The organism is Paenibacillus sp. V4I9 (assembly GCF_030817295.1).
Classification (GTDB): domain Bacteria; phylum Bacillota; class Bacilli; order Paenibacillales; family NBRC-103111; genus Paenibacillus_E.
On the sequence record NZ_JAUSZE010000001.1, the window covers coordinates 8,014,330 to 8,034,444 of the forward strand.

Below are 20,115 nucleotides of genomic sequence, written 5' to 3' on the forward strand. Positions count from 1 at the left end.
TGTTTAACCGTACGAACGGTGGACAGCACGAGCCCTTCCTAATTTATAATGTAGGGACCTAATATAGGGACCTTTGAGTGCAGCTCAAAGTCTCTCCTAATGTGAGTGTAGCTCAAAGTAGGACATACCAGTACTATTCAGAGGTGGCTCAAGCGATGGCTAGCAACAAAGACCGCATCATGGAAGCAGCCATGGATTTATTTCACGATCATGGTTTTCAAGGAACGGGTCTGGAAGATATATTGACGAGCAGCGGAGTATGCAAGAGCAATTTTTACTACCATTTTAAGAGTAAAGATGAACTAGGTTTGAAAGTTATTGAGCGCAAGGTCCAGGAGATGCGGCAATCTGTGATGGAGCCTAGTTTGGGTAATGCGCAATTAACGCCGAAGCAGCGGTTGCTGGCCTTGTTTGAACGCATGCTGGCCTTTTGTGAGGCGCATGAATGCCGCAGAGGCTGCTTCTTCGGTAATCTGGCCTTGGAGCTGAGTGATAGCTCTGAGGAGCTGCGTAAGCCGTTAAGCCGCTTTTTCAGTGAGTTGGAGGCTGAGGTGGAATCCTGTTTACAGGAAGGTAAGAGACGAGGCGAGCTGCTGCTGCAGGGGTTAACTCCAGTGGAGCTGGCGACCCCGATAGTATCTCTTCTGCAGGGTGGAATGCTGCTCACCAAAACGCACAAAGACAGCAGAGCGCTGCGCGACAGTATCAAGGTTTTGACCGTTTGTATGGGGTAGAGGATAAGGAAGAGGAGTGATAAAAAGATGGCGTCTATTGACTACAAAAATACAAGAGTTGCTGAGAATCGGGAGCTGATTGAACAGCATGTCCGAGAGATTTTACGGCTGATTGGTGAAGATGTAGATCGGGAAGGCTTATTAGACACACCTGCTCGTGTAACTCGTATGTATGAAGAAATATTTTCGGGCTATGAGGCGAATCCACGCGATGTGATGGGTGTAACTTTTGATGAACAGCACGAAGAGCTGGTTATTATTAAAGATATTATTTATTACAGTCAATGTGAGCATCATATGGCGCCCTTTTTCGGGAAAGTACATGTAGGTTACTTACCTAGCGGAAAAGTGGCTGGACTTAGCAAATTTGCTCGTCTGGTTGATGTGGTAACTCGTAAGCTGCAGGTGCAGGAACGGATTACTTCAGAAATCGCCGACATTCTGGATGATGTGCTGAAGCCGCACGGCGTCATGGTTGTTGTTGAGGGAGAACATATGTGCATGTGCTCCAGAGGCGTGAAGAAATACGGAAGTCAAACGATTACCTCAGCAGTTCGCGGTTCTTTCCGCTCGGACTCGACACTTCGTGCCGAATTTCTGTCTTTATTAAAATAAGTAGTGCGTACGAGGGATGTGCATGGAGACAATAGTCTTGTGCAGCATCCCTTTTTTTTGTTCAGGAAGCGCGTCATGACTTGTTGCGAGGTAGACGATATAGTATTATTTTACCACATAAGAAAGTTTAAGATTTTCGGCCTCGAGAGAGGTTTTCTCACATAATAAAATATCCTCAAGTGGCTATCGTACATGCTTTAGCATAAACTGATAGGAAACATGAAGAGGTATACGGAGTGGCTAATTGACACAAAGAGACTAAGAACTATACCGGGCGTCCGGCAACAGCAATAGAGGAGGCAAGCTTATGAACAACATACGAAAATATCGGCCAGGTGAGGCCGGTTCCTCTAAATTGAGTGAAGAACGGGATGAATTTGAGCGGGATTATGCGAGGTTAATCCAATCTCCGACCTTTCGTCGGCTGCAGGGCAAGTCGCAGGTGTTCGGCGCAGGATCAGGTGATTACTATCGAACACGTCTAACCCATTCGCTCGAAGTTGCCCAAATCGCCAGAGAAGTGGCGAAGCGGTTAGAACGGACAAATCCTTTTTTGAGTAAAAGAGAGCATCCTGGCTTGATTATTGATCCTACTGTCGTCGAGTGTGCGTCGATTGCTCACGACTTCGGTCACCCGCCTTTTGGGCATAAAGGGGAAGAGGTTCTGAATCATATTCTGATGAGGGATTATGGCTTAAAATATGAGGGCAACGCCCAAAATTTTCGTATCCTGATGTTTCTCGAAAAAAGAGCAGGCAGTGAAAGCGGCCTGGATCTTACAGCCGCGGTACTTCTTGGTATAAATAAGTATCCATTTTTGATCGAGGAGGAAGGCCGACTTAAGGGTGTTTATGCCTCGGAGTGGGAAATCATTCATGATCTTCGATCGCAATGGAACATGCCGGAAGGCTGTTCGACCTTGGAAGCACAAATGATGGATTTATGCGACGATATCGCGTACTCCACCCATGATATAGAAGATGGTATTCGTGCTGGCAAAATTCAAATGAACGCAACCTTTTTTGAAGATCAAAGACTGATTCGCCATGTGGTCATGGAAATATTAAATGATCCCAATAAGCATAAATTCGGCTGGGAGCAAGTCAATATCGAGCAAATGGTCAGGCAAGTTCTGTCGGACTACCTGGAGCAGTGGGAGCAAATTTTCTCAGAGTGCAATGGGGAGGAATCACGTACGCGCAGAGAGATGAAAGCCCGCTGGGTGAGCTCTTTCGCGAGTAGTCTGGACATTCTGGATGACCCTGACCGAGGCTGGAAAAAGGTTGCGCTCGTAAAAGACGGAGCTGAGGATATGAATCTGCTGCGCACGATGGAAATTCTCAAGAAACTGGCATGGGTCACGCTGATCAAAGACTTCCGCGTTCTGCGCCTGCAAAAACGCAGCGAAATCATCGTCGAGCGCCTGTGGGACAGCTTCATCGACAAGGAAAAGGGGCAATGGATTATGCCTCCCGACTGGATCGATAGCTACGAGCGTCGTAATGCCACCTGGAGCTGGCCGCGTTTCGTTGCGGATTACATTTCCGGTATGACTGACGCCTACGCGGAGAAAGTCTACGCCGAATTGTTCGCTAGCAAATCCGGCTCGATTTACGAGATGGATTAGTCGGTATAACGATGCAGACCCCAAGTTGTTGTAAAAAGTGACTGATTAACCACAGAAGAATGCTGAGAGAGCCGAAATGGACTTCTCATCGCCGAAAAAGTAGCCAAGTGTTGCTGAGAAGTACGAAAAGGACTTCTTGGTGCGTGAAGGATGCTGGTTAACCGACAAATGAATGCTGAGAGAGCCGAAATGGACTTCTCATCGCCGAAAAAGTAGCCAAGTGTTGCTGAGAAGTACGAAAAGGACTTCTCGGTCGTGAAGGATGCTGGTTAACCGACAAATGAATGCTGAGAGAGCCGAAATGGACTTCTCATCGCCGATAAGTAGCAAAGTGTTGCTGAGAAGTCCGAAAAGGACTTCTTGGTGCGTGAAGGATGCTTGTTAACCGACAAATGAATGCTGAGAGAGCCGAAATGGACTTCTCATCGCCGAAAAAGTAGCAAGGTATTGCTGAGAAGTCCGAAAAGGACTTCTTGGTGCTTTAGATGCTTGAGTAGCTAGTCCGGTACTATTGGAGGTGTTTGGAGTCAAAACGAAGAAGCGGAAAGAGGTCCAATAAATAGGGCTTCTTTTTTTGATGATGCGATAAAGTTAAAATGTGAGTGTCAACGCAAGAAGAGGGTAAATGGACAAAATGGTGATGATTTAGATCGTTAAAGCGGAGTGTCGCAGGAGGGTTGGAAACTTTCGGCAGGAACAAGCGGTATAGGCAAAAAAATATCGGCCCACGAGGGGCCGATTTTATAGGGAGGAGGGAATACCAAGGTTAGCTTGCATAGGAGTAGTCGTAATACTGTTGAGGAAATTCATCGTTCGGCGCATATACGTTTTCGGCTCTGCTCGGTACAGCAGCTCATGCTGCGCTTTAGGGATAATCCACAGCTTGGATTCGGAGTCTTTTTGCTGCTTGAACATATCCTCTACCATGCCATAAGGTGCTTTGTAATCTTCCGTACCATGGATGAAGAAAATCGGCATCGGATAAGCGGTTGAGGTTACTTTGTTGTAAGGCACTTCTTGCAAGCTTACTCCATTGAGCAGAGGGAAGAATAAGCGTACAAGCGGTAGAGATGGAAATTTAGGCACGTTAACGACTTGCTTCATATTATGATAGAGTGTGTCTGGATTGAGCAAAAAAGTGCTGTCCAGAATCATCCCCGAAATATCGTTGCCACTTTGAAGAGCAGTCTGTAGTGCTGTTCCTGCTCCCATAGAGAAGCCCCAAATATAGATAGGACCGGTGGATATCTGCTTGATATAATGGATGGCGCCAAGCAATTCTTGCGATTCTTGAATGCCGCCGGTCATAATTCGTTTACTGTTAGGGTGCACATAGCCATAGTCGAACATGAGTACATTGTAGTTTTGCAAATGAAGTTCGCGGGCTAAGTTGTAAATGGGAACCCAAAGTTCTTCACGATTGCCGCCGTAACCATGGGAGAAGATGACGGTCTTGTCGGATTTGCCAGGTATGAACCAACCGTCTAGGTTTGACGTGCCATTCAGACTTGGGAAGGTCACACTGTTGTAAGGTAGACCAACGGCCCTCATCGGATCCGAATGAAGCGGGTCAATATGCGGCCGAGCCAGTGTCCAAGCAATATAGGCGTGAAAACCAAGAAGTAAAGAAGTGCATAGGATTAGGAATGAAATGAGGATGGTGAAAACCAGCCTTTTTTTGCGCAAAAGCGGTCGGGTGACCACTTGCTCCAGTGTGGGTTGTAGTGAACCAGTTCCAGGGGATAGAGATGTTGTTGACATCGTAGTACCCTCCCTCCATATAAATTAGTGAGATTATGCTTCTGCGGGTTAGAGGTTTAAGGGAGAATAAATTATTTAAATATTCAGATAAGTATTCTATTAACTTAATATTATTCTGAATGCGCTTTCAAGTCAATGAGGTTGCGCTAATTGTAAGCCCTTTGTAATCGTCCTGTAACAATGAGAAAACAGATGTTTGACTATATATAGGGATCTTTGGTCAAGACCAAAGTCTTTCCTCTATAGGGATCTTTGGTCTTGACCAAAGTCTCTTCTTTACGGGTTAAAGGAGTTTCGTTATACTGAAGATAACTGAGTTTCATATAGTGAAACTTTTTCACACGGATGGAAGTGGTGTAAAGCGATGGAAGATGGCAAGCTGACGGTGCGTGCTGTAGAGCGCGCTTTAGATATTATGCTTTGTTTCACAGGGGCGTCGGAATTGACGCTGACCGAAATAGCAAGTCGTGCCCAGCTTCACAAAAGCACGGTGCACCGACTTCTGGCATCCCTAGAAGGCAAAGGCTTCATCATGCGGGATGGCTCGACAGATAAATACAGACTCGGTTATCGGCTATGGGAGTTGTCCGCTAACCTCTCCAAAGAGGGAGACCCTGGCGTCATTCTGCTGCCGGAAATGGAACGGCTGCGAGATCAACTCGGCGAGACGATCTCGCTGTACGTGCAGGACGGCCTAGAACGCGTACGCGTCCAAGCCGTACAGAGCAACCACGCCATTCGCCGCGTTGCCCCAGTGGGGGCGCGAATGCCCTTATACGTCGGCGCCTCGAGCAAGGTGCTCGTCGCCTTCGCTGAGCCAGCGCTGCAGGAGCAGCTTCTAGCCTCGGCCGATTGGCCGATCGGGCTAGATCAGACTGCGTTCCTGCAGCAGCTCAGCGACACCCGACGCGCGGGCTTCGCTACGAGCGTCGAAGAGCGCGAACCCGGTGCGGCGGCTGTGTCCGCACCAGTTCTGGACCGCGGGGGCCGGCTTGTGGCCGCCCTCGCGGTCTCTGGTCCAGCGAACCGGCTTACGCTGGAGCTGATGCAAGAGCAGGCGCCGCTCATTGTGGAGGCGGCGCGTCGTATGGGAACGATGCTGCGCTAGCGCATCGTCCTGTTATGCGGCTTCGTGCTGGCGCGAAGCCGCAGCCCTACCCGTCATCCGTCGTCAGGATGAGGATGCTTTGCTTCTAGGAGGTCATACTAGAAGAGGGAAAGGGAGTGGCAAGTGATGAATAAGACAGCCTCGATGCTGGCGATCTGGATCAGTCTTGCCAGTAATATCGTGCTGACCGCCATCAAAATCATCGTCGGCCTCAATTTCAAAAGCCAAGTGCTTATCGCCGACGGCGTCCATAACGCGGGAGATGTCATTGCGACCGCAACTGCTTATAGCTCGATGCGCGTTTCCTCCAAACCAGCGGATGTTGATCATCCTTACGGGCATGGCAAAGCCGAGGTACTCGGAGCCTTTATAGTCGCTATCATCCTAGGTGGAGCAGCCATTTACATGGGCTACCACTCTATTCATGCGTTACTTGAGCCAGCGGGAGAGGCGCATATGATTGCATTTATCGCGGCGATCATCTCGCTAGTTTGGAAGCAAATTCTTTATGTCTACACGAAACGTATAGGCCATAGGGTCAACAGCAAAGGATTAATAGCCACAGCGTATGATCATTTGGCCGATGTATATGCTTCGATTGCGGCTTCGGTCGGTATTGGTTTGGCCTTAATCGGGGATCACTACGGCTATAGCATATTGGCTTATGGCGACCCAGTAGCTGGTATCATTGTCTCGTTTTTAGTGCTGAAATTGGCGTACGAAATGGGAAGCGAATCTTTCGACATTCTCATGGAGCGCAGTGTGAGTACGGCGTACATTGAACAATACGCGGCATTGATCCGATCTGTCCCGGAGGTCAAACGGATCGACCGCTTACGCGCCCGCGAGCACGGTCATTACATACTAGTTGACGCCAGACTTGCTGTTTCGGGCAAATTGACCATTCAAGAAGGCCATGACATTAGCCGCCTTATTAAGAAAAAAATCAAAGAAGAGCATAGTGATGTGGATGAGGTGCTGGTTCATTTGAATCCTTGGTATGAGGAGTCTACTAAATCAGATGGCAGCTGATCTTAACTCTTGATCTAACCTCCTGAGCCACCAATTCGCATTCTATGTAAAAACACCTCTACACGAGGTCGCTCACCATGGAGCGGCTTCGGTAGAGGTGTTTTTGTTTGCTTCTCATACATCTTTTTTTCTTTAATTACTTCGCAAAAATATGACTCCCAATCCGCACAGTCTGCGGACGTGACCAGATCCAAGCGCTCGTCGCTGTATCAGGATTAAAATAATAGATGGAACCCCTAGTAGGGTCCCAGCCCTGAACAGCATCCTGCGCTGCCATGTAGGCCGTCTTATCCGGCTTCAGCCAGTATTGGCCGTCACTAACGGCTGTAAAAGCCCCAGGCTCAAATATAATGCCTTGGATGGAACTCGGGAACTTACTCGATTGTAGACGATTCATGACAACGGCCCCAACGGCCACTTGTCCTTCATAGGATTCACCGCGAGCCTCGCTGTAAATCACCTTCGCCAACATATCCAATTCAGCTTGATTCACCGAATAGTTACGTAAAGCCTCCCAGGTTTTTGCTCCAATCATGCCGTCAACGGTTAGACCATAATTATATTGAAAATTGCGAACAGCAGCGGCCGTGATCGGACCATATTTGCCATCCACAGATTGCTGATAGTAGCCTAAAGTCTCGAGTCGGAACTGAGCGTCCCAGACATCACCGTTTTGACTGCCTTGCTTCAATGTAGTTGCTGCAGAAGCCGGCAGGCTCCATTCACTTACGCTAAAACCTAGACCCATTGAAGCTAACAGCACGACAAGGACGAGTTTTTTTATCAACTTCATCTTCATCTCCCCTTTCGTTCTATCAGTATAGGTGCCGAGGAGGGGAGGCTCAACCCGCAGTTATTGGAAATTCAGCCCAAACGCTTGGCGCTGTAAGGGAATTTAGGTTGTAAAAATGTCTTTACAATTGCTGATTTGGTCTTTTTTTTTAAATAAAAAGCCCGAGACCGCCAATAAGGCAATCCCGGACTTTTGCTGTGTGTAATGCTGTTGTGTGTTTTGCTGTATTAGTTTTTCTCAGCAAGGATGGAACGAAGAACGGTTTGCAGAATACCACCATTGCGGTAATAGTCTACGTCCACCAAGCTATCCAAACGTACAAGTGCGGTGAATTCGAAGCTTGTGCCATCTTCACGAGTAGCTGTTACTTTTACAGTGGAACCCGGCTGTACGTCGTTGCTCAAACCAGTGATATCGAATGTTTCACGACCTGTGATACCTAGTGTTTTCCAACCATTTCCTTCAAGGAATTGAAGTGGAAGAACGCCCATACCAACAAGGTTACTGCGGTGAATACGCTCGAAGCTTTCCGCGATAACGGCTTTGACGCCAAGTAGGAATGTACCTTTTGCCGCCCAGTCACGGGAGCTTCCAGTTCCATACTCTTTACCAGCGATAACTACGAGGTTTTGGCCTTCAGCTTGATACTTCATGGAAGCATCGTAGATGGATTCAACTTCGCCAGTTGGCAGGTAAGTCGTTACGCCGCCTTCTGTTCCTGGTGCCACTTGGTTACGAATACGGATGTTCGCGAACGTACCGCGCATCATCACTTCGTGGTTACCACGACGGGAACCGTAGGAGTTGAAGTCTTCTTTTTTCACACCATGGTTAATCAAGTATTGGCCTCCAGGGCTGTCAACTTTGATGTTACCGGCAGGGGAGATATGGTCCGTTGTAACGGAATCTTCCAAGAGTGCTAATGTTTTGGCATTGCGAATATCTGCGATATCATCCAGAACCGTGCCCAGATCTGTGAAGAACGGAGGCTCTTGAATGTATGTGGAATTGTTGTCGAACTCGTATAGATCGCCTTCCGGAATTGCGATTTGGTTGAAACGCTCATTTGCACGGAATACGTTGCTGTATTTATCACGGAACATGTCAGCACTCATTGCAATTCCAAGAGCTTCTTGAATCTCTTGGTTTGTAGGCCAAATGTCTTTGAGGTAGACAGGTTGATTGCTTTGGTCGTAGCCGATTGGATCGTTAGCCAAATCAATGTTCACTGTTCCTGCAAGTGCATAGGCAACAACAAGCGGAGGTGATCCCAGGTAGTTCGCTTTCACTTGAGCATGTACGCGGCCTTCGAAGTTACGGTTACCGGAAATAACGGCAGCCACAGTCATATCGTTGTCGATGATGGCTTTGCTTACTTCTTCTGGAAGCGGACCGGAGTTACCGATACAAGTTGCGCAGCCATAGCCTGCAACGTGGAAGCCTAGTGCTTCTAGAGGCTCAAGCAAGCCTGCTTTAATCAAGTACTCGGTAACAACCAGGGAACCAGGTGTCAAGGAGCTCTTAACGAAAGCTGGTTTTTTCAAACCGCGAGCCACCGCCTTTTTCGCTACAAGTCCAGCACCTAGCATAACGCTTGGGTTCGATGTGTTTGTACAAGAAGTGATTGCCGCGATGACAACTGCGCCTGTACTCATTTTGACAGTTTCGCCGTTTGGATAAACAACATCAACGACTTCGTCGATTTTCTCATCGGTAAGGCCATAGCCGCCTTTATCGATAGGTGTACGGATGATGGAGTTGAAAGACTCCTTCATGTTCGTAAGCTCTACACGGTCTTGCGGACGTTTAGGACCAGCTAAGCTCGGTACTACAGAGCCAAGATCAAGTTCAATTACATCTGTAAACTGAGGATCTGGTGTGCTGTCTGTACGGAACATACCTTGTGCTTTGTAGTAGGCTTCTACGAGTGCGATTTGATCTGCGTCACGACCTGTACTTCTCAGGTAGTTCAACGTTTCGTTGTCGACTGGGAAGAAACCGATTGTTGCGCCGTACTCAGGAGCCATGTTCGCTACCGTTGCACGGTCAGCCAAGGAAATGTTGCTCAGACCAGGACCGAAGAACTCAACGAATTTACCAACAACGCCTTTTTTACGCAAAATTTGTGTAACAGTCAGAGCCAAGTCAGTTGCTGTAGCGCCTTCTGCCAGGTGGCCTGTCAATTTGAAACCAACAACGTCCGGAGCTACGAAGTAAAGCGGTTGTCCAAGCATACCAGCCTCAGCTTCAATACCGCCTACGCCCCAACCTACAACACCAAGTCCGTTGATCATTGTAGTGTGGGAATCTGTACCTACGAGGGAGTCTGGGTAAACAACAGTTTCGCCATCGATCGTTTTCGTAGCTGCTACGGAAGCCAGGTACTCCAAGTTAACTTGGTGAACGATACCTGTTGAAGGTGGAACAGCACGGAAGTTGTCGAATGCCGTTTGTGCCCAACGTAGGAAACGGTAACGCTCTTCGTTTCTTTCGAACTCTAGGTTAATGTTGTAGTCAAGTGCATCCGGGGATCCGAAAGCATCGACCATAACAGAGTGGTCAATAACAAGGTCTACAGGAACGAGTGGGTTGATCCGTTTTGGATCTCCGCCTTCACGTGCCATCGTCGCACGCATTGCCGCAAGGTCAACAACGACGGGTACGCCTGTGAAATCCTGAAGAACGATACGAGCAGGAATGAAAGGAATTTCTTTGTTTTCATCGCGGCCTTCAGCCCAACCAGCGATTTGTTTAACATGTTCACTTGTAATGGCACGGCCGTCGAATTGACGAATAGCGGCTTCGAGCAAAACGCGAATGGAGACAGGCAGATTGCTAACAGTTCCGTGGCCTTGATTTTCAAAGTCAGGAAGACTGTAATACTGGAACGATTTCGTTCCCACAGTTAACTGCTTACGCACAGAAAAAGAGTCCTTATTGGACATGGGTAATTCCTCCTCAATAATATGATCATCCATTGGTTTCATCTAGTGAAACTCAATTTCATTAATCCCTCTACTTCAAGTATAGCGTTTTGCTTTGTATGAGTAAAGATTAATTTCAATCATTTTTACCGTCAAAATGTCATATATTGAATCAATTCAAAGCAATTCGGGCTCGTCCTAAGGAGGATACCAAGATGTCCTGGAAAACAGCGCTCTATAACTACGTTCACGCTAAGAACCAGGCAGAGATCGATGGCTCTGCTGCACCTTTGGAAGCTTATGTCTCAGATAGCGCTTATGTACGGAAACAGGATGTCAAGGTACGTAGGCTCGTGAACAGTTACCGCGACCGTGATGCTAAATTGCTGCGTGGAGAAACAAAGCTGCGTCTTACTGGTGTCAAAGAATCGCCCCAAGCGATAATCGCGGATATCCAATTACATCGATTTCTAAATTATCGGATTGGGTCCATCGAACATCTGGAGGAACGTATTGAACCTGAACGTGTGTTCATAGATAGCACGGCGAACCGCTGGCAGGTCCGGTACACAGAACCTCTCCATGAAGAAAAGTCGCTTCCGAGCAAGCAGCGAGGCGTCTTTTTGCCTGATCATGAAGGTTTTGTGGAAGGGCTTCGCAGAGCGCCCTCACTTCCTTATATCAATCATAGTATACTCAACAGTGGTGCTCAGGAATCAGCTCCTCGCAAAATCATTTATAATCGCGCCAAAGCGGCCCATTATGCAGAAACTTGGTGGCAAACCCCGAATCCGAAATACGAGGAATTTGAAGTCGACTGTACGAATTTTGTATCGCAATGCCTCTTTGCAGGCGGGGCTCCAATGGACTATACTGGGAAAAGGGATTTGGGCTGGTGGTATGCTGGCAAAAAAGGCAATCAAGAGCTTTGGAGCTTTAGTTGGGCTGTTGCCAATAGCCTGCAAAATTTCCTCTCACATAGCCGCAGAGGTCTGCAAGGGCATGCGGTAAATGATCCGAGGGAGCTTCAACCGGGGGATACAATTAGCTACGACTGGGATGGCGATGGCCGCTATCAGCACAATACGATTGTGATAGGCAAAGATGCCAACGGGATGCCGCTGGTCAATGCGCATACATATAATAGCCGTAATCGTTATTGGGCTTATAAGGATTCACCTGCTTGGACAGAGAGGACGAAGTACGTTTTCGTTCGGGTTGCTGATGAAATGTAATACGAAGCGTAAACGCAAATACTAAACGGAGGTACGTAATGAGCCGCAAAATACGAATTGGATTAATTTATGGGGGGAAATCCGGAGAGCATGACGTGTCCCTGCAAACAGCATTGGCGGTTATGAAAGCTGTGGACTTCAATAAATATGAGATCACACCGTTTTATATATCCAAAAAGGGCGAATGGAGAAGCGGTGCACCCCTGTTAGGTCCGGCTGAATCCAAGGAAGTATTGACTTTTAGCAGTGGAGAAACCGCTGCAGCCGCACCTGCTTCCAATGCTTTGGCACCCATATTCGGGGCCATTCAGACAAAAGGCGATGTGGCTATTACTGCAACGAATACAGCTGCCATGAAGGACACAGGCTTAGACGTTATTTTTCCGCTTTTACATGGTACATTTGGTGAAGATGGGACCATTCAAGGATTACTTGAAATGGCAAACATTCCATACGTAGGTGCAGGCGTGCTTGCATCAGCCGTCGGGATGGATAAAGTCATGATGAAGAAGGTTTTCGCACAAGAAGGGCTTCCACAGTGTATTTTCCGCCATTTCACTCGTACCGAGTGGGAAAAGAACCGTGCGTATCATCTGGTCGAGCTCGAAACGGCTATCGGATATCCGTGCTTCGTGAAGCCGGCTAATCTGGGCTCCAGTGTCGGTATTTCCAAAGCAAGAAATCAAGAAGAATTAATTGAAGCGGTCAATTTCGCTTTCCAATATGATCGCAAAGTCATTATTGAAGAGAACATCGATGCCCGCGAGATCGAAGTAGCCGTTTTGGGCAATGATGAACCTATTGCTTCTGTTGCTGGTGAAATCGTATCCTCGAACGAATTTTACGATTACAAAGCGAAATATATGGACGGCAAATCAGCGATGGTTATTCCTGCAGACATCCCCGAAGAAACGTCCGAGCAGATTAGACAGCTGGCGCTTCAAGCATTCCTGGCTGTTGATGGCAGTGGTTTATCGCGTGTTGATTTTTTCTTAGGCAAAATCGATCAGAAGATCTACATCAATGAAATCAATACGATGCCGGGCTTTACACCATTCAGTATGTACCCGCTGCTATGGCAAGAAACCGGTAAACCATACATAGAGCTGCTGGATGATCTTATACGTCTGGCTATCGAACGGCATACAGCGAAGCAGAATATCCAATATTCTTTTGATGTGGAGTAGATGCAAATGGGATTTCAAACGGAGTTTAATTCAGTCTGCAAGTTTAAGTCCGCGCAGGAGCTCTATGAGCTTCTAGAGTACGGCCGCGGCAAAATGGTGAAAAGCGGCTTCCGCGTCTTCCCAACCGGTCAGAAAGTCATAGCTTACACGCCTGAGAATCAGGCGATTGCCATTGTTCGGATCGTTGCCTCCATCGCGGAAATCAATTTCCAAGGAGATGAAGTAACGCAAGTGGAAATGGAGCTCATTCGCCGTCTGACGGAAGAAGAGTCACGGATTCAGACCTCACTTGCTTTTGAGATGTTTTTTGGTGAGCAAGCTTAGCGGCATAGCGTGAAATTAGAAGACATCGTCCGATATGGACGGTGTCTTTTTTGAATACCTTATACTAGAGGCTTATCTCATGTTTGTGAGTGCGAGGCTCGGCTGAGTTGCCGATATAGTCCGTTTTGCGCTCGGTAAGGATGATTTTCATCACTAAACAATGCGCGAGGTGGAAAAGTACCTCCATGCAAAAAGTCGCTCTCACCATAGGTACTACAAGAACTTAGTACTTATTCTATTTAGCTCTAAGAACTACAATGTACGTATTAGATATTCAGATTGGAGCGTGAAAAGAATGAGACAAACGTTATTGACGGACAGAAAGTTTATTGCCTATTGGCTTTTCAATATTGGCTTAGGTATACCAACTCCATATGTACTTATTTATCTGATCTTTGGGTTTTATGGCTTTATGTCGCCTCCATCGATGCAAGATCGGTATATGGCTGCGGGGGTACTTTGCGTATACTTGTTGGTTTGGTTTATCGGAAATTATATGTGTTTACGAAAAGAAGATCGAGGCACCAAGTTCGGTATGCTAGCGTTAAGCCTGCTGCCACTGGCGATTTCGTCTTTTATCAGCTTCAAAATCTTAACATCCATCTCATCTTAAATTAGGTGAGTTGTGTGTATGTGCGGCTGCTCTAGAGGGTACCCTATGAAGGGAATTTTTGCAGAAACCTTACAAATGCATTCGTCCAACAGGACGATGTAAGCCGTTTATCCTTGCATACTCTTCTTGGAGGTTAACCTTGCATGATTATTCGCCTTGGGTATGTGGCTATGTCGACGGTAGTCAAGAACGCGTCCCCTTCCAAAACGATGACAGTCACGAACTTCAGCAAGCTTCTGGATCGAGATGCGGCCATTCGGAAGCTAGAGCGACTTGGCGCCGAAAATCTGCATAATACGCTTAGATTGCTTAGGCATAACCGAGCGCATGACATTATGGTGTTTCGCTTTTCCTCCAGGCTGATCCCTCTCATTGGACATGAAATGTTAGGTGACTGGGACCCCATTACCACGCTTTCTGCGGAATTCCAAGAGCTTGGCAGTTACGCTAAGCAGTCTGGCATGCGTGTAAGCTTTCATCCGGATCATTTCACCGTGCTGAGTACGCCAAAGGAAGATGTACTGCAGAAATCGGTAGAAGATCTAGAGCGGCATTCTGCTATGCTTAACGCGATGGGGCTGGGTATGGAAGCCATGTGCAATATTCATGTAGGTGGTTCCTACGGCGATAAAGAGAAAGCGGCTAAGCGATTTATTCAGAATTTTTCCGCGCTGCGCCCTGACATTCAGAGGCGGATTACACTTGAGAATGATGATAAAACCTTTACTGCGCAAGAGACACTCGATATTGCAGAGAAGGTGGGAGCGCCTATGGTGCTGGATATTCATCATCATGCGGTCAATAACAACGGGGAAGATGCGATAGATCTCTGGCCGCGGATCAGACAAACGTGGTCGAGACAGGAGAGTGAGCAGTCGGAACAGGCGGCAAACGTACTCCCGCCGAAAATTCATGTTTCAAGTCCAAAAAGTGAAACGGATCTAAGAAGTCATGCTGATTACGTGGAGGTAGGTCCTCTTTTCGCATTCCTGCGTGCGATTGCGCCAACCACGCCAAATCTCGATATCATGATTGAAGCGAAGATGAAAGATGGTGCGTTATTTCGCCTCATGGAAGACCTCAAAATGCAAGAGGGAGTTTCGGTTATCGATCAAGCCTCCATCCAGCTATAGCCATTCAGATTTAATTCTTGAATTGTTAGACAAAATGGGGTACTTTGGAGAGTGGGAATGAACGACGCACAATCCATTGTGAGAGGGGTCTCTTAATACCATGAGTCAATTGTTAACCGGAAAAAATATACTTGTAATGGGTGTTGCCAATGACCGCAGCATCGCTTGGGCTATTGCTCAATCCTTAGCGGCACAAGGAGCCAATCTTGTTTTTACGTTTGAAAATGAGCGTGTTGAGGAACGCGTTCGCAAGCTCGCAGACACGATTCCAGGCTCAACCTTGATGCCTTGCAACGTAACTGCGGATGCTGAGATCGAAACACTTGCATCTACACTCAAAGAGAAATTCGGTGTGCTTCACGGTCTCGTACATAGTATTGCTTTTGCTAAAACCGAAGAGCTGGACGGGCTATTCGTTGACACATCGCGTGATGGTTTCGCATTAGCACATGACATCAGCGCTTACTCCCTTGTAGCTGTATCGAAACGGATTTACCCGCTGATGACAGAGGGCGGCAGCATCATGACGATGACCTACCTCGGCGCTGAGCGCGCGATGAAGAACTACAACGTCATGGGTGTTGCCAAAGCAGCGCTGGAAGCTAGCGTGCGTTACCTGGCGAATGACCTCGGTCAATTCGGCATTCGCGTCAACGGTATCTCCGCTGGCCCGATTCGTACCTTAGCAGCCAAAGGCATCAAAGACTTCAACTCCATCCTGCGCCAAGTGGAAGAGAAAGCGCCGCTGCGCAAAACAACGGATACAGCCGAAGTAGGCGACACAGCGATGTTCTTGATGAGTAACCTTTCCCGCGGTATCACGGGTGAAGTTATCTATGTGGACGGTGGATATCATATCGTTGGCATTTAAACCCCCATACTAAGAAATTCCGTATTGCCTTATGGGTAATACGGTTTTTTTTACGCAAAAGACAGGCTGATTCTAGTTGAAATGTAAAATAATACGAATATTTTGGGATGAAACGCACTAGTATTTAAAACGTATAATTTACTATACTGGAGTTACCAATTAAATTAATGAAAAGAAAGAGTTGATATAAATGGTTGAAAGTAAGGTGGAGCCTTTCGTGGTGGGCAGTAAGAGCTTTACAGCGGTGGCCATTAATACGGCAGCTAAGGCTGGGCAATGGATTAAGAGCAAGCTGGGGGACATTAATCGCGTGGATACGAAGTTCTCCTCTCAAGATTTGGTCACTGAGGTGGATAAAGGTTCGGAGAAGCTAATTCGTAATTTGATTATGACTCATTTCCCAGATCATTCCATTCTTGGTGAGGAAGGCGTGGAGCCTGGACCAGAGGCTTCGGCCAAAGCACTTCAGGCGATGAGTGATGAGGAGTATCTCTGGATCGTGGATCCAATTGATGGGACGACGAACTTTGTTCACGGCTTTCCGTTCTACTCCGTTTCGATTGCGCTGGCACATAAGGGTGAAATTATTGTAGGTGTCGTCTATGACCCTTCACGTGACGAGCTGTTCGTCGCTGAAAAAGGGAAAGGCGCCTATATGCACGGCAATAAGACGAAGGTTTCGCTCGATAACAAGCTATCCGAGAGCTTGGTGGCAACCGGCTTTCCTGCGGACCGTGACGGCGCGCTCCCGATCAATCTCAAAGGGACGCTGGCTTTGGCCCCGAAGGTAAGGAATCTTCGCTCGGGTGGATCAGCAGCGCTGCATATGGCTTACGTCGCAGCAGGACGATTAAGCGGGTTCTGGGAGATTGGTCTCAACGCATGGGATATTGCTGCAGGCTCGTTGTTGATTCAAGAATCCGGCGGTAAAGTAAGCGATACGGCTGGGAATCCATACCGGCTTGCCGTAAGAAATGTGCTTGCTACCAATGGTCAAATTCATGAAGAACTTCAGCAGGAGTTGGCTGGAGCGGGAGCGACAGGTTTGTAAAGCTTGAGCAGCTCACAAGATTTTCTTGTTGAATGGGATACAAGCAGAAAAAAGAGTAATTGGTCTAATCGAATAGATGCAAGCATGAAGAAGAGAGTCACAATGTGGCTCTCTTTTTTCTGCGATATGATCAGGAGGGGAGAGAAGGAGTAAGTTTGTTGAGATGCTTTGTGCACGGTAAGTCAAGTCTGGTATAAACGCCTAACATGCACTATAATATGAGATATATCGTTTATTTAAACGTTTCAATTAACTGGACACGCACAGGCGTAATCGGGAAAATGGATGGAGAGCTTTTATGACGTCAAATACACAATCACATTCAGGATCTGGCCCGGATATCATCACATTTGGGGAAACGATGGCACTGCTCATGCCCTCCGGTGGCAAGGGGTTGGAATATTCATCTGAGCTTCACAGCTTGTTTGGTGGTGCCGAAAGTAATGTAGCTATTGGTATATCACGGCTTGGAGGCAAGGTCGGCTGGTTCGGACGGTTAGGTAAAGATCCATTAGGTCGCATGATTTTCAAAAAAATCCGTGGTGAAGGCGTCGATGTTTCACGTGCTGAGTTGACAGCAGAAGCTCCTACGGGGCTGATGATGCGTGAAGTACTTATGGGCAAAACGTCTGTCTACTACTATCGCAAAAATTCAGCAGCGAGTCAGATGAGTGCGAAGCATTTGGACGAGGTTTATATCGCTGGGGCCAAAATCCTGCATATCACAGGCATCACTCCTGCCTTAAGCGAATCTTGTAAAGAGGCGGCTTTCGAAGCTATTCGGATGGCTCGTAAACATGGCGTCAAGGTCAGCTTTGATCCTAATTTGCGTTTGAAGCTTTGGAGTATTGAAGATGCGCGTCCTGTGCTGTTAGAACTGGCTAAGCTGTCTGATATTTTCTTACCTGGTTTAGATGAATTGAAGCTGCTCTACCAGACAGAGGACTGGGATGTTATCGTGAGCAAGCTGCGTGAATTATCAGCGATATCGATTGTCAAAGGCGGAGAGAATGAGACGTACGTCGTAAACTCAGATAGCGTTACAGCAGTTCCATATTTCAAAGCGGAGCATGTGGTGGATACCGTTGGAGCGGGTGATGGTTTCTGTGCGGGCTTTTTGGTTGGCTTGTTAAAAGAGTATGAATATGCGGAAGCTGTGCGCATCGGTAATCTCGTGGGTTCCTTGATCGTTCAGACCGAAGGGGACTGGGAAGGCGCTCCGACTTGGGAACAAGTGGATGCCGTACTTAACGATGTTAAACATATAGAACGTTAAATGCTTGAAAAAGAAGGGTGTAGATTCTAATGAAAAAAATTAAACTTATCCAACAAATATCAAGTGAAGGTGTCGTTGCCGTTCTACGTGGCGATACGCCAGAAGAAGTCGTGGAAATGGCCGATCAAGCCATTGCCGGCGGTATTAAGGTCATCGAGGTCACAATGACCGTGCCTTTCGCGCTGCGCGCTATCGAGGAGCTCGCGAAGCGCTACTCGAGCACAGCGCAGGACGCGGCCAAGTACGCGATCATCGGGGTGGGCACAGCCCTTGACCCCGAGACGGCGCGTGCCGCGATCCTCAGTGGGGCCGAGTTCGTCGTCGGCCCATCGCTTAACCCGAAAACGGTTGAGCTCTGCAACCGTTACAGAGTGCCCGTCATGCCAGGATGCATGACGATTCAAGAGATTCAGACGGCGCTTGAGCTCGGCGTCGATATCGTCAAGCTCTTCCCGGGCAATCTCTACTCGCCCGCGATGATTAAGGCCATTAAAGGTCCGCTGCCGCAAGCGAACATCATGCCGACTGGCGGCGTCTCGCTGAGCAACCTCGGCGAGTGGATCCAGGCCGGCGCTGTTGCTGTCGGTATCGGTTCCGATTTGACTAGCGAAGCCGTTAAAACTGGTAATTACAGCCTTGTCGCCAAGAAGGCGGCTCAATACATCGAGGCCTACCAAGCGGCCAAGAAGTAGGAAATGCGCACGCTCCGTCGAAATGATGACGGAGCGTATTTTTTTGAAACATGAATGTTGGTAAATCATATCTATGACAATTACTTGCTTCCCCTCGAAGGTAGTTTTGATTGATGAAAGGAAAGAGACGATGAATCATGGCAAAGCGAAGCTGCTGCTGCAGGTCGATAATCTTCAGAAGTCGGTGTCTTTCTATACAAGACAGCTTGGTTGGGAATTGGTGGAGTCGGCTCCTGAGAGCCATGCAGCATTGCTTCGCATTTGGTTGAACGATGAAGTTGTATTGAAACAGAGAGGTCAGCTAACCAAGCAGGAGCATGAGCGACAAGAGGCTTACCTAACTCGTTGGTTGCAGCCTAAGCCCACAAGCCCGCAAGCGGGAGATCTCATTTATATTGGGGTTAGCTCCGTTAACGAAGTGGAAAAAAGCTTGCAAGAAAACGGATGGAATGAGCTGAGAAAAGAAGAAGAAACGGGACATATTCGGAAGGTTTTTGTTCCCGCCGATGATGGGTATACCTTCGTTTTCTGGGAGGAACTATTTGCTTCGGATGATGAAATTATGAAGATGTTCGCTGATGGGATAGTTGAGTTGGAATGTGCCGTAGATGGCCTGTCTGATGAACAGCTCAGTTTAACGGAAGCGCCGGGTAAATGGTCGATTCGTGAACAAGTGCTGCACCTGATTGATTTGGAATTAGTCACGATCCACAAAGTGAAATTTGCCTTAGCAGAGCCGGGGCGTACCTACCAAGGGAATCATTTTTCACAGGATGATTGGAGTATTAGTCTTCATTATGCCACGAGGCCGATTGCATACGAAGTGCAGCTGTTTCGTAGTTTGAGACAGCATATCCTTGGATTATGTGAACATCTGCCTGGTGCGCTTGAGCGGACAGTTATAACTACAAATAATCGCGAAGAGTCGGTTGCTAGATTGCTCAAAATGATGTCAGGACATGCTAGGCACCATGTACGGGCTGTGGAGCGAATTCGTGAACTTCATGGCTATTAATTACAGCTATGGCATTTCTATAAAAACGCAGAAAAACCCAAGCGCACAAGCTCTTGGGTTTATTTGTTGATTTTAGGCAAGCGAATTGATATGATAAAGAGTGATTAGGAAAAAATGTATTAAA

General features: G+C 47.5%; 18 protein-coding genes. 15 read left to right on the top strand and 3 right to left on the bottom strand.

Features of this window, described 5'->3' with window-relative positions:
- Positions 1 to 155 precede the first annotated feature (155 nt).
- The 3 genes from QFZ81_RS36960 to QFZ81_RS36970 all read left to right on the top strand — a co-directional run bounded on the left by QFZ81_RS36960 (position 156) and on the right by QFZ81_RS36970 (position 2,976).
- Positions 156 to 734, top strand: coding sequence for a TetR/AcrR family transcriptional regulator (locus QFZ81_RS36960; RefSeq protein WP_307606736.1), 579 nt, complete (start codon positions 156 to 158; stop codon positions 732 to 734).
- A gap of 27 nt (positions 735 to 761) precedes the next feature.
- Positions 762 to 1,349 carry a GTP cyclohydrolase I FolE gene (gene folE / locus QFZ81_RS36965; RefSeq protein WP_171694148.1) on the top strand — a complete coding sequence of 196 codons (588 nt, stop codon included), beginning with the start codon at positions 762 to 764 and terminating at the stop codon, positions 1,347 to 1,349.
- Positions 1,350 to 1,656: 307 nt separating this feature from the next.
- Positions 1,657 to 2,976 carry a deoxyguanosinetriphosphate triphosphohydrolase family protein gene (locus QFZ81_RS36970; protein WP_307435446.1) on the top strand — a complete coding sequence of 440 codons (1,320 nt, stop codon included), beginning with the start codon at positions 1,657 to 1,659 and terminating at the stop codon, positions 2,974 to 2,976.
- 741 nt (positions 2,977 to 3,717) lie between these two features.
- Here the strand turns inward: QFZ81_RS36970 and QFZ81_RS36975 are convergent.
- Positions 3,718 to 4,737, bottom strand: a complete 1,020-nt coding sequence (locus QFZ81_RS36975; protein WP_307435443.1) for an alpha/beta hydrolase — start codon at positions 4,735 to 4,737, stop codon at positions 3,718 to 3,720.
- A 364-nt stretch (positions 4,738 to 5,101) separates the two neighbouring features.
- On the opposite strand from QFZ81_RS36975, the gene QFZ81_RS36980 reads away from it, so the two are divergent.
- Both QFZ81_RS36980 and QFZ81_RS36985 read left to right on the top strand, forming a co-directional pair.
- Positions 5,102 to 5,845 (top strand): IclR family transcriptional regulator, encoded by a 744-nt coding sequence (locus tag QFZ81_RS36980; RefSeq protein ID WP_307606738.1) that lies wholly within the window; start codon positions 5,102 to 5,104, stop codon positions 5,843 to 5,845.
- A 126-nt stretch (positions 5,846 to 5,971) separates the two neighbouring features.
- Positions 5,972 to 6,877, top strand: a complete 906-nt coding sequence (locus tag QFZ81_RS36985) for a cation diffusion facilitator family transporter (protein ID WP_307606740.1) — start codon at positions 5,972 to 5,974, stop codon at positions 6,875 to 6,877.
- Between the two features lie 136 nt (positions 6,878 to 7,013).
- Here the strand turns inward: QFZ81_RS36985 and sleB are convergent, their stop codons facing one another.
- Positions 7,014 to 7,670 (bottom strand): spore cortex-lytic enzyme, encoded by a 657-nt coding sequence (gene sleB, locus QFZ81_RS36990; RefSeq protein ID WP_307435432.1) that lies wholly within the window; start codon positions 7,668 to 7,670, stop codon positions 7,014 to 7,016.
- A gap of 227 nt (positions 7,671 to 7,897) precedes the next feature.
- Positions 7,898 to 10,615: an aconitate hydratase AcnA gene (acnA, locus tag QFZ81_RS36995; RefSeq protein ID WP_307606742.1), complete on the bottom strand. Its 2,718-nt coding sequence runs from the start codon at positions 10,613 to 10,615 to the stop codon at positions 7,898 to 7,900.
- A 194-nt stretch (positions 10,616 to 10,809) separates the two neighbouring features.
- On the opposite strand from acnA, the gene QFZ81_RS37000 reads away from it, so the two are divergent.
- The 10 genes from QFZ81_RS37000 (at position 10,810) to QFZ81_RS37045 (ending at position 19,991) form a co-directional block, all read left to right on the top strand.
- Positions 10,810 to 11,829, top strand: a complete 1,020-nt coding sequence (locus tag QFZ81_RS37000) for an amidase domain-containing protein (RefSeq protein WP_307606744.1) — start codon at positions 10,810 to 10,812, stop codon at positions 11,827 to 11,829.
- Between the two features lie 38 nt (positions 11,830 to 11,867).
- A complete protein-coding gene (locus QFZ81_RS37005; protein ID WP_307606746.1) occupies positions 11,868 to 13,016 on the top strand; it encodes a D-alanine--D-alanine ligase in 1,149 nt (382 codons plus the stop codon).
- 6 nt (positions 13,017 to 13,022) lie between these two features.
- A complete protein-coding gene (locus QFZ81_RS37010) occupies positions 13,023 to 13,340 on the top strand; it encodes a hypothetical protein (protein ID WP_029194487.1) in 318 nt (105 codons plus the stop codon).
- A 295-nt stretch (positions 13,341 to 13,635) separates the two neighbouring features.
- Positions 13,636 to 13,953: a hypothetical protein gene (locus QFZ81_RS37015; protein ID WP_307435416.1), complete on the top strand. Its 318-nt coding sequence runs from the start codon at positions 13,636 to 13,638 to the stop codon at positions 13,951 to 13,953.
- Between the two features lie 143 nt (positions 13,954 to 14,096).
- Positions 14,097 to 15,086, top strand: coding sequence for a UV DNA damage repair endonuclease UvsE (uvsE, locus tag QFZ81_RS37020; protein ID WP_307435413.1), 990 nt, complete (start codon positions 14,097 to 14,099; stop codon positions 15,084 to 15,086).
- A gap of 100 nt (positions 15,087 to 15,186) precedes the next feature.
- Positions 15,187 to 15,957 carry an enoyl-ACP reductase FabI gene (fabI, locus tag QFZ81_RS37025; RefSeq protein WP_307435410.1) on the top strand — a complete coding sequence of 257 codons (771 nt, stop codon included), beginning with the start codon at positions 15,187 to 15,189 and terminating at the stop codon, positions 15,955 to 15,957.
- A 190-nt stretch (positions 15,958 to 16,147) separates the two neighbouring features.
- Positions 16,148 to 17,008 (top strand): inositol monophosphatase family protein, encoded by an 861-nt coding sequence (locus QFZ81_RS37030; protein WP_307435407.1) that lies wholly within the window; start codon positions 16,148 to 16,150, stop codon positions 17,006 to 17,008.
- 298 nt (positions 17,009 to 17,306) lie between these two features.
- A complete protein-coding gene (locus QFZ81_RS37035; RefSeq protein WP_307435404.1) occupies positions 17,307 to 18,284 on the top strand; it encodes a sugar kinase in 978 nt (325 codons plus the stop codon).
- Between the two features lie 29 nt (positions 18,285 to 18,313).
- Complete coding sequence (locus tag QFZ81_RS37040; protein WP_307435401.1) at positions 18,314 to 18,976, top strand: bifunctional 2-keto-4-hydroxyglutarate aldolase/2-keto-3-deoxy-6-phosphogluconate aldolase; 663 nt, start codon at positions 18,314 to 18,316, stop codon at positions 18,974 to 18,976.
- Positions 18,977 to 19,106: 130 nt separating this feature from the next.
- Positions 19,107 to 19,991 (top strand): VOC family protein, encoded by an 885-nt coding sequence (locus QFZ81_RS37045; protein ID WP_307435398.1) that lies wholly within the window; start codon positions 19,107 to 19,109, stop codon positions 19,989 to 19,991.
- The last annotated feature ends 124 nt before the right edge of the window (positions 19,992 to 20,115 follow it).

Coding starts and splice junctions, on each gene's coding strand:
- QFZ81_RS36960 (WP_307606736.1), top strand. CDS start 156: ATGGCTAGCAACAAAGACCGCATCATGGAAGCAGCCATGGATTTATTT.
- folE (WP_171694148.1), top strand. CDS start 762: ATGGCGTCTATTGACTACAAAAATACAAGAGTTGCTGAGAATCGGGAG.
- QFZ81_RS36970 (WP_307435446.1), top strand. CDS start 1,657: ATGAACAACATACGAAAATATCGGCCAGGTGAGGCCGGTTCCTCTAAA.
- QFZ81_RS36975 (WP_307435443.1), bottom strand. CDS start 4,737: ATGTCAACAACATCTCTATCCCCTGGAACTGGTTCACTACAACCCACA.
- QFZ81_RS36980 (WP_307606738.1), top strand. CDS start 5,102: ATGGAAGATGGCAAGCTGACGGTGCGTGCTGTAGAGCGCGCTTTAGAT.
- QFZ81_RS36985 (WP_307606740.1), top strand. CDS start 5,972: ATGAATAAGACAGCCTCGATGCTGGCGATCTGGATCAGTCTTGCCAGT.
- sleB (WP_307435432.1), bottom strand. CDS start 7,670: ATGAAGTTGATAAAAAAACTCGTCCTTGTCGTGCTGTTAGCTTCAATG.
- acnA (WP_307606742.1), bottom strand. CDS start 10,615: ATGTCCAATAAGGACTCTTTTTCTGTGCGTAAGCAGTTAACTGTGGGA.
- QFZ81_RS37000 (WP_307606744.1), top strand. CDS start 10,810: ATGTCCTGGAAAACAGCGCTCTATAACTACGTTCACGCTAAGAACCAG.
- QFZ81_RS37005 (WP_307606746.1), top strand. CDS start 11,868: ATGAGCCGCAAAATACGAATTGGATTAATTTATGGGGGGAAATCCGGA.
- QFZ81_RS37010 (WP_029194487.1), top strand. CDS start 13,023: ATGGGATTTCAAACGGAGTTTAATTCAGTCTGCAAGTTTAAGTCCGCG.
- QFZ81_RS37015 (WP_307435416.1), top strand. CDS start 13,636: ATGAGACAAACGTTATTGACGGACAGAAAGTTTATTGCCTATTGGCTT.
- uvsE (WP_307435413.1), top strand. CDS start 14,097: ATGATTATTCGCCTTGGGTATGTGGCTATGTCGACGGTAGTCAAGAAC.
- fabI (WP_307435410.1), top strand. CDS start 15,187: ATGAGTCAATTGTTAACCGGAAAAAATATACTTGTAATGGGTGTTGCC.
- QFZ81_RS37030 (WP_307435407.1), top strand. CDS start 16,148: ATGGTTGAAAGTAAGGTGGAGCCTTTCGTGGTGGGCAGTAAGAGCTTT.
- QFZ81_RS37035 (WP_307435404.1), top strand. CDS start 17,307: ATGACGTCAAATACACAATCACATTCAGGATCTGGCCCGGATATCATC.
- QFZ81_RS37040 (WP_307435401.1), top strand. CDS start 18,314: ATGAAAAAAATTAAACTTATCCAACAAATATCAAGTGAAGGTGTCGTT.
- QFZ81_RS37045 (WP_307435398.1), top strand. CDS start 19,107: ATGAATCATGGCAAAGCGAAGCTGCTGCTGCAGGTCGATAATCTTCAG.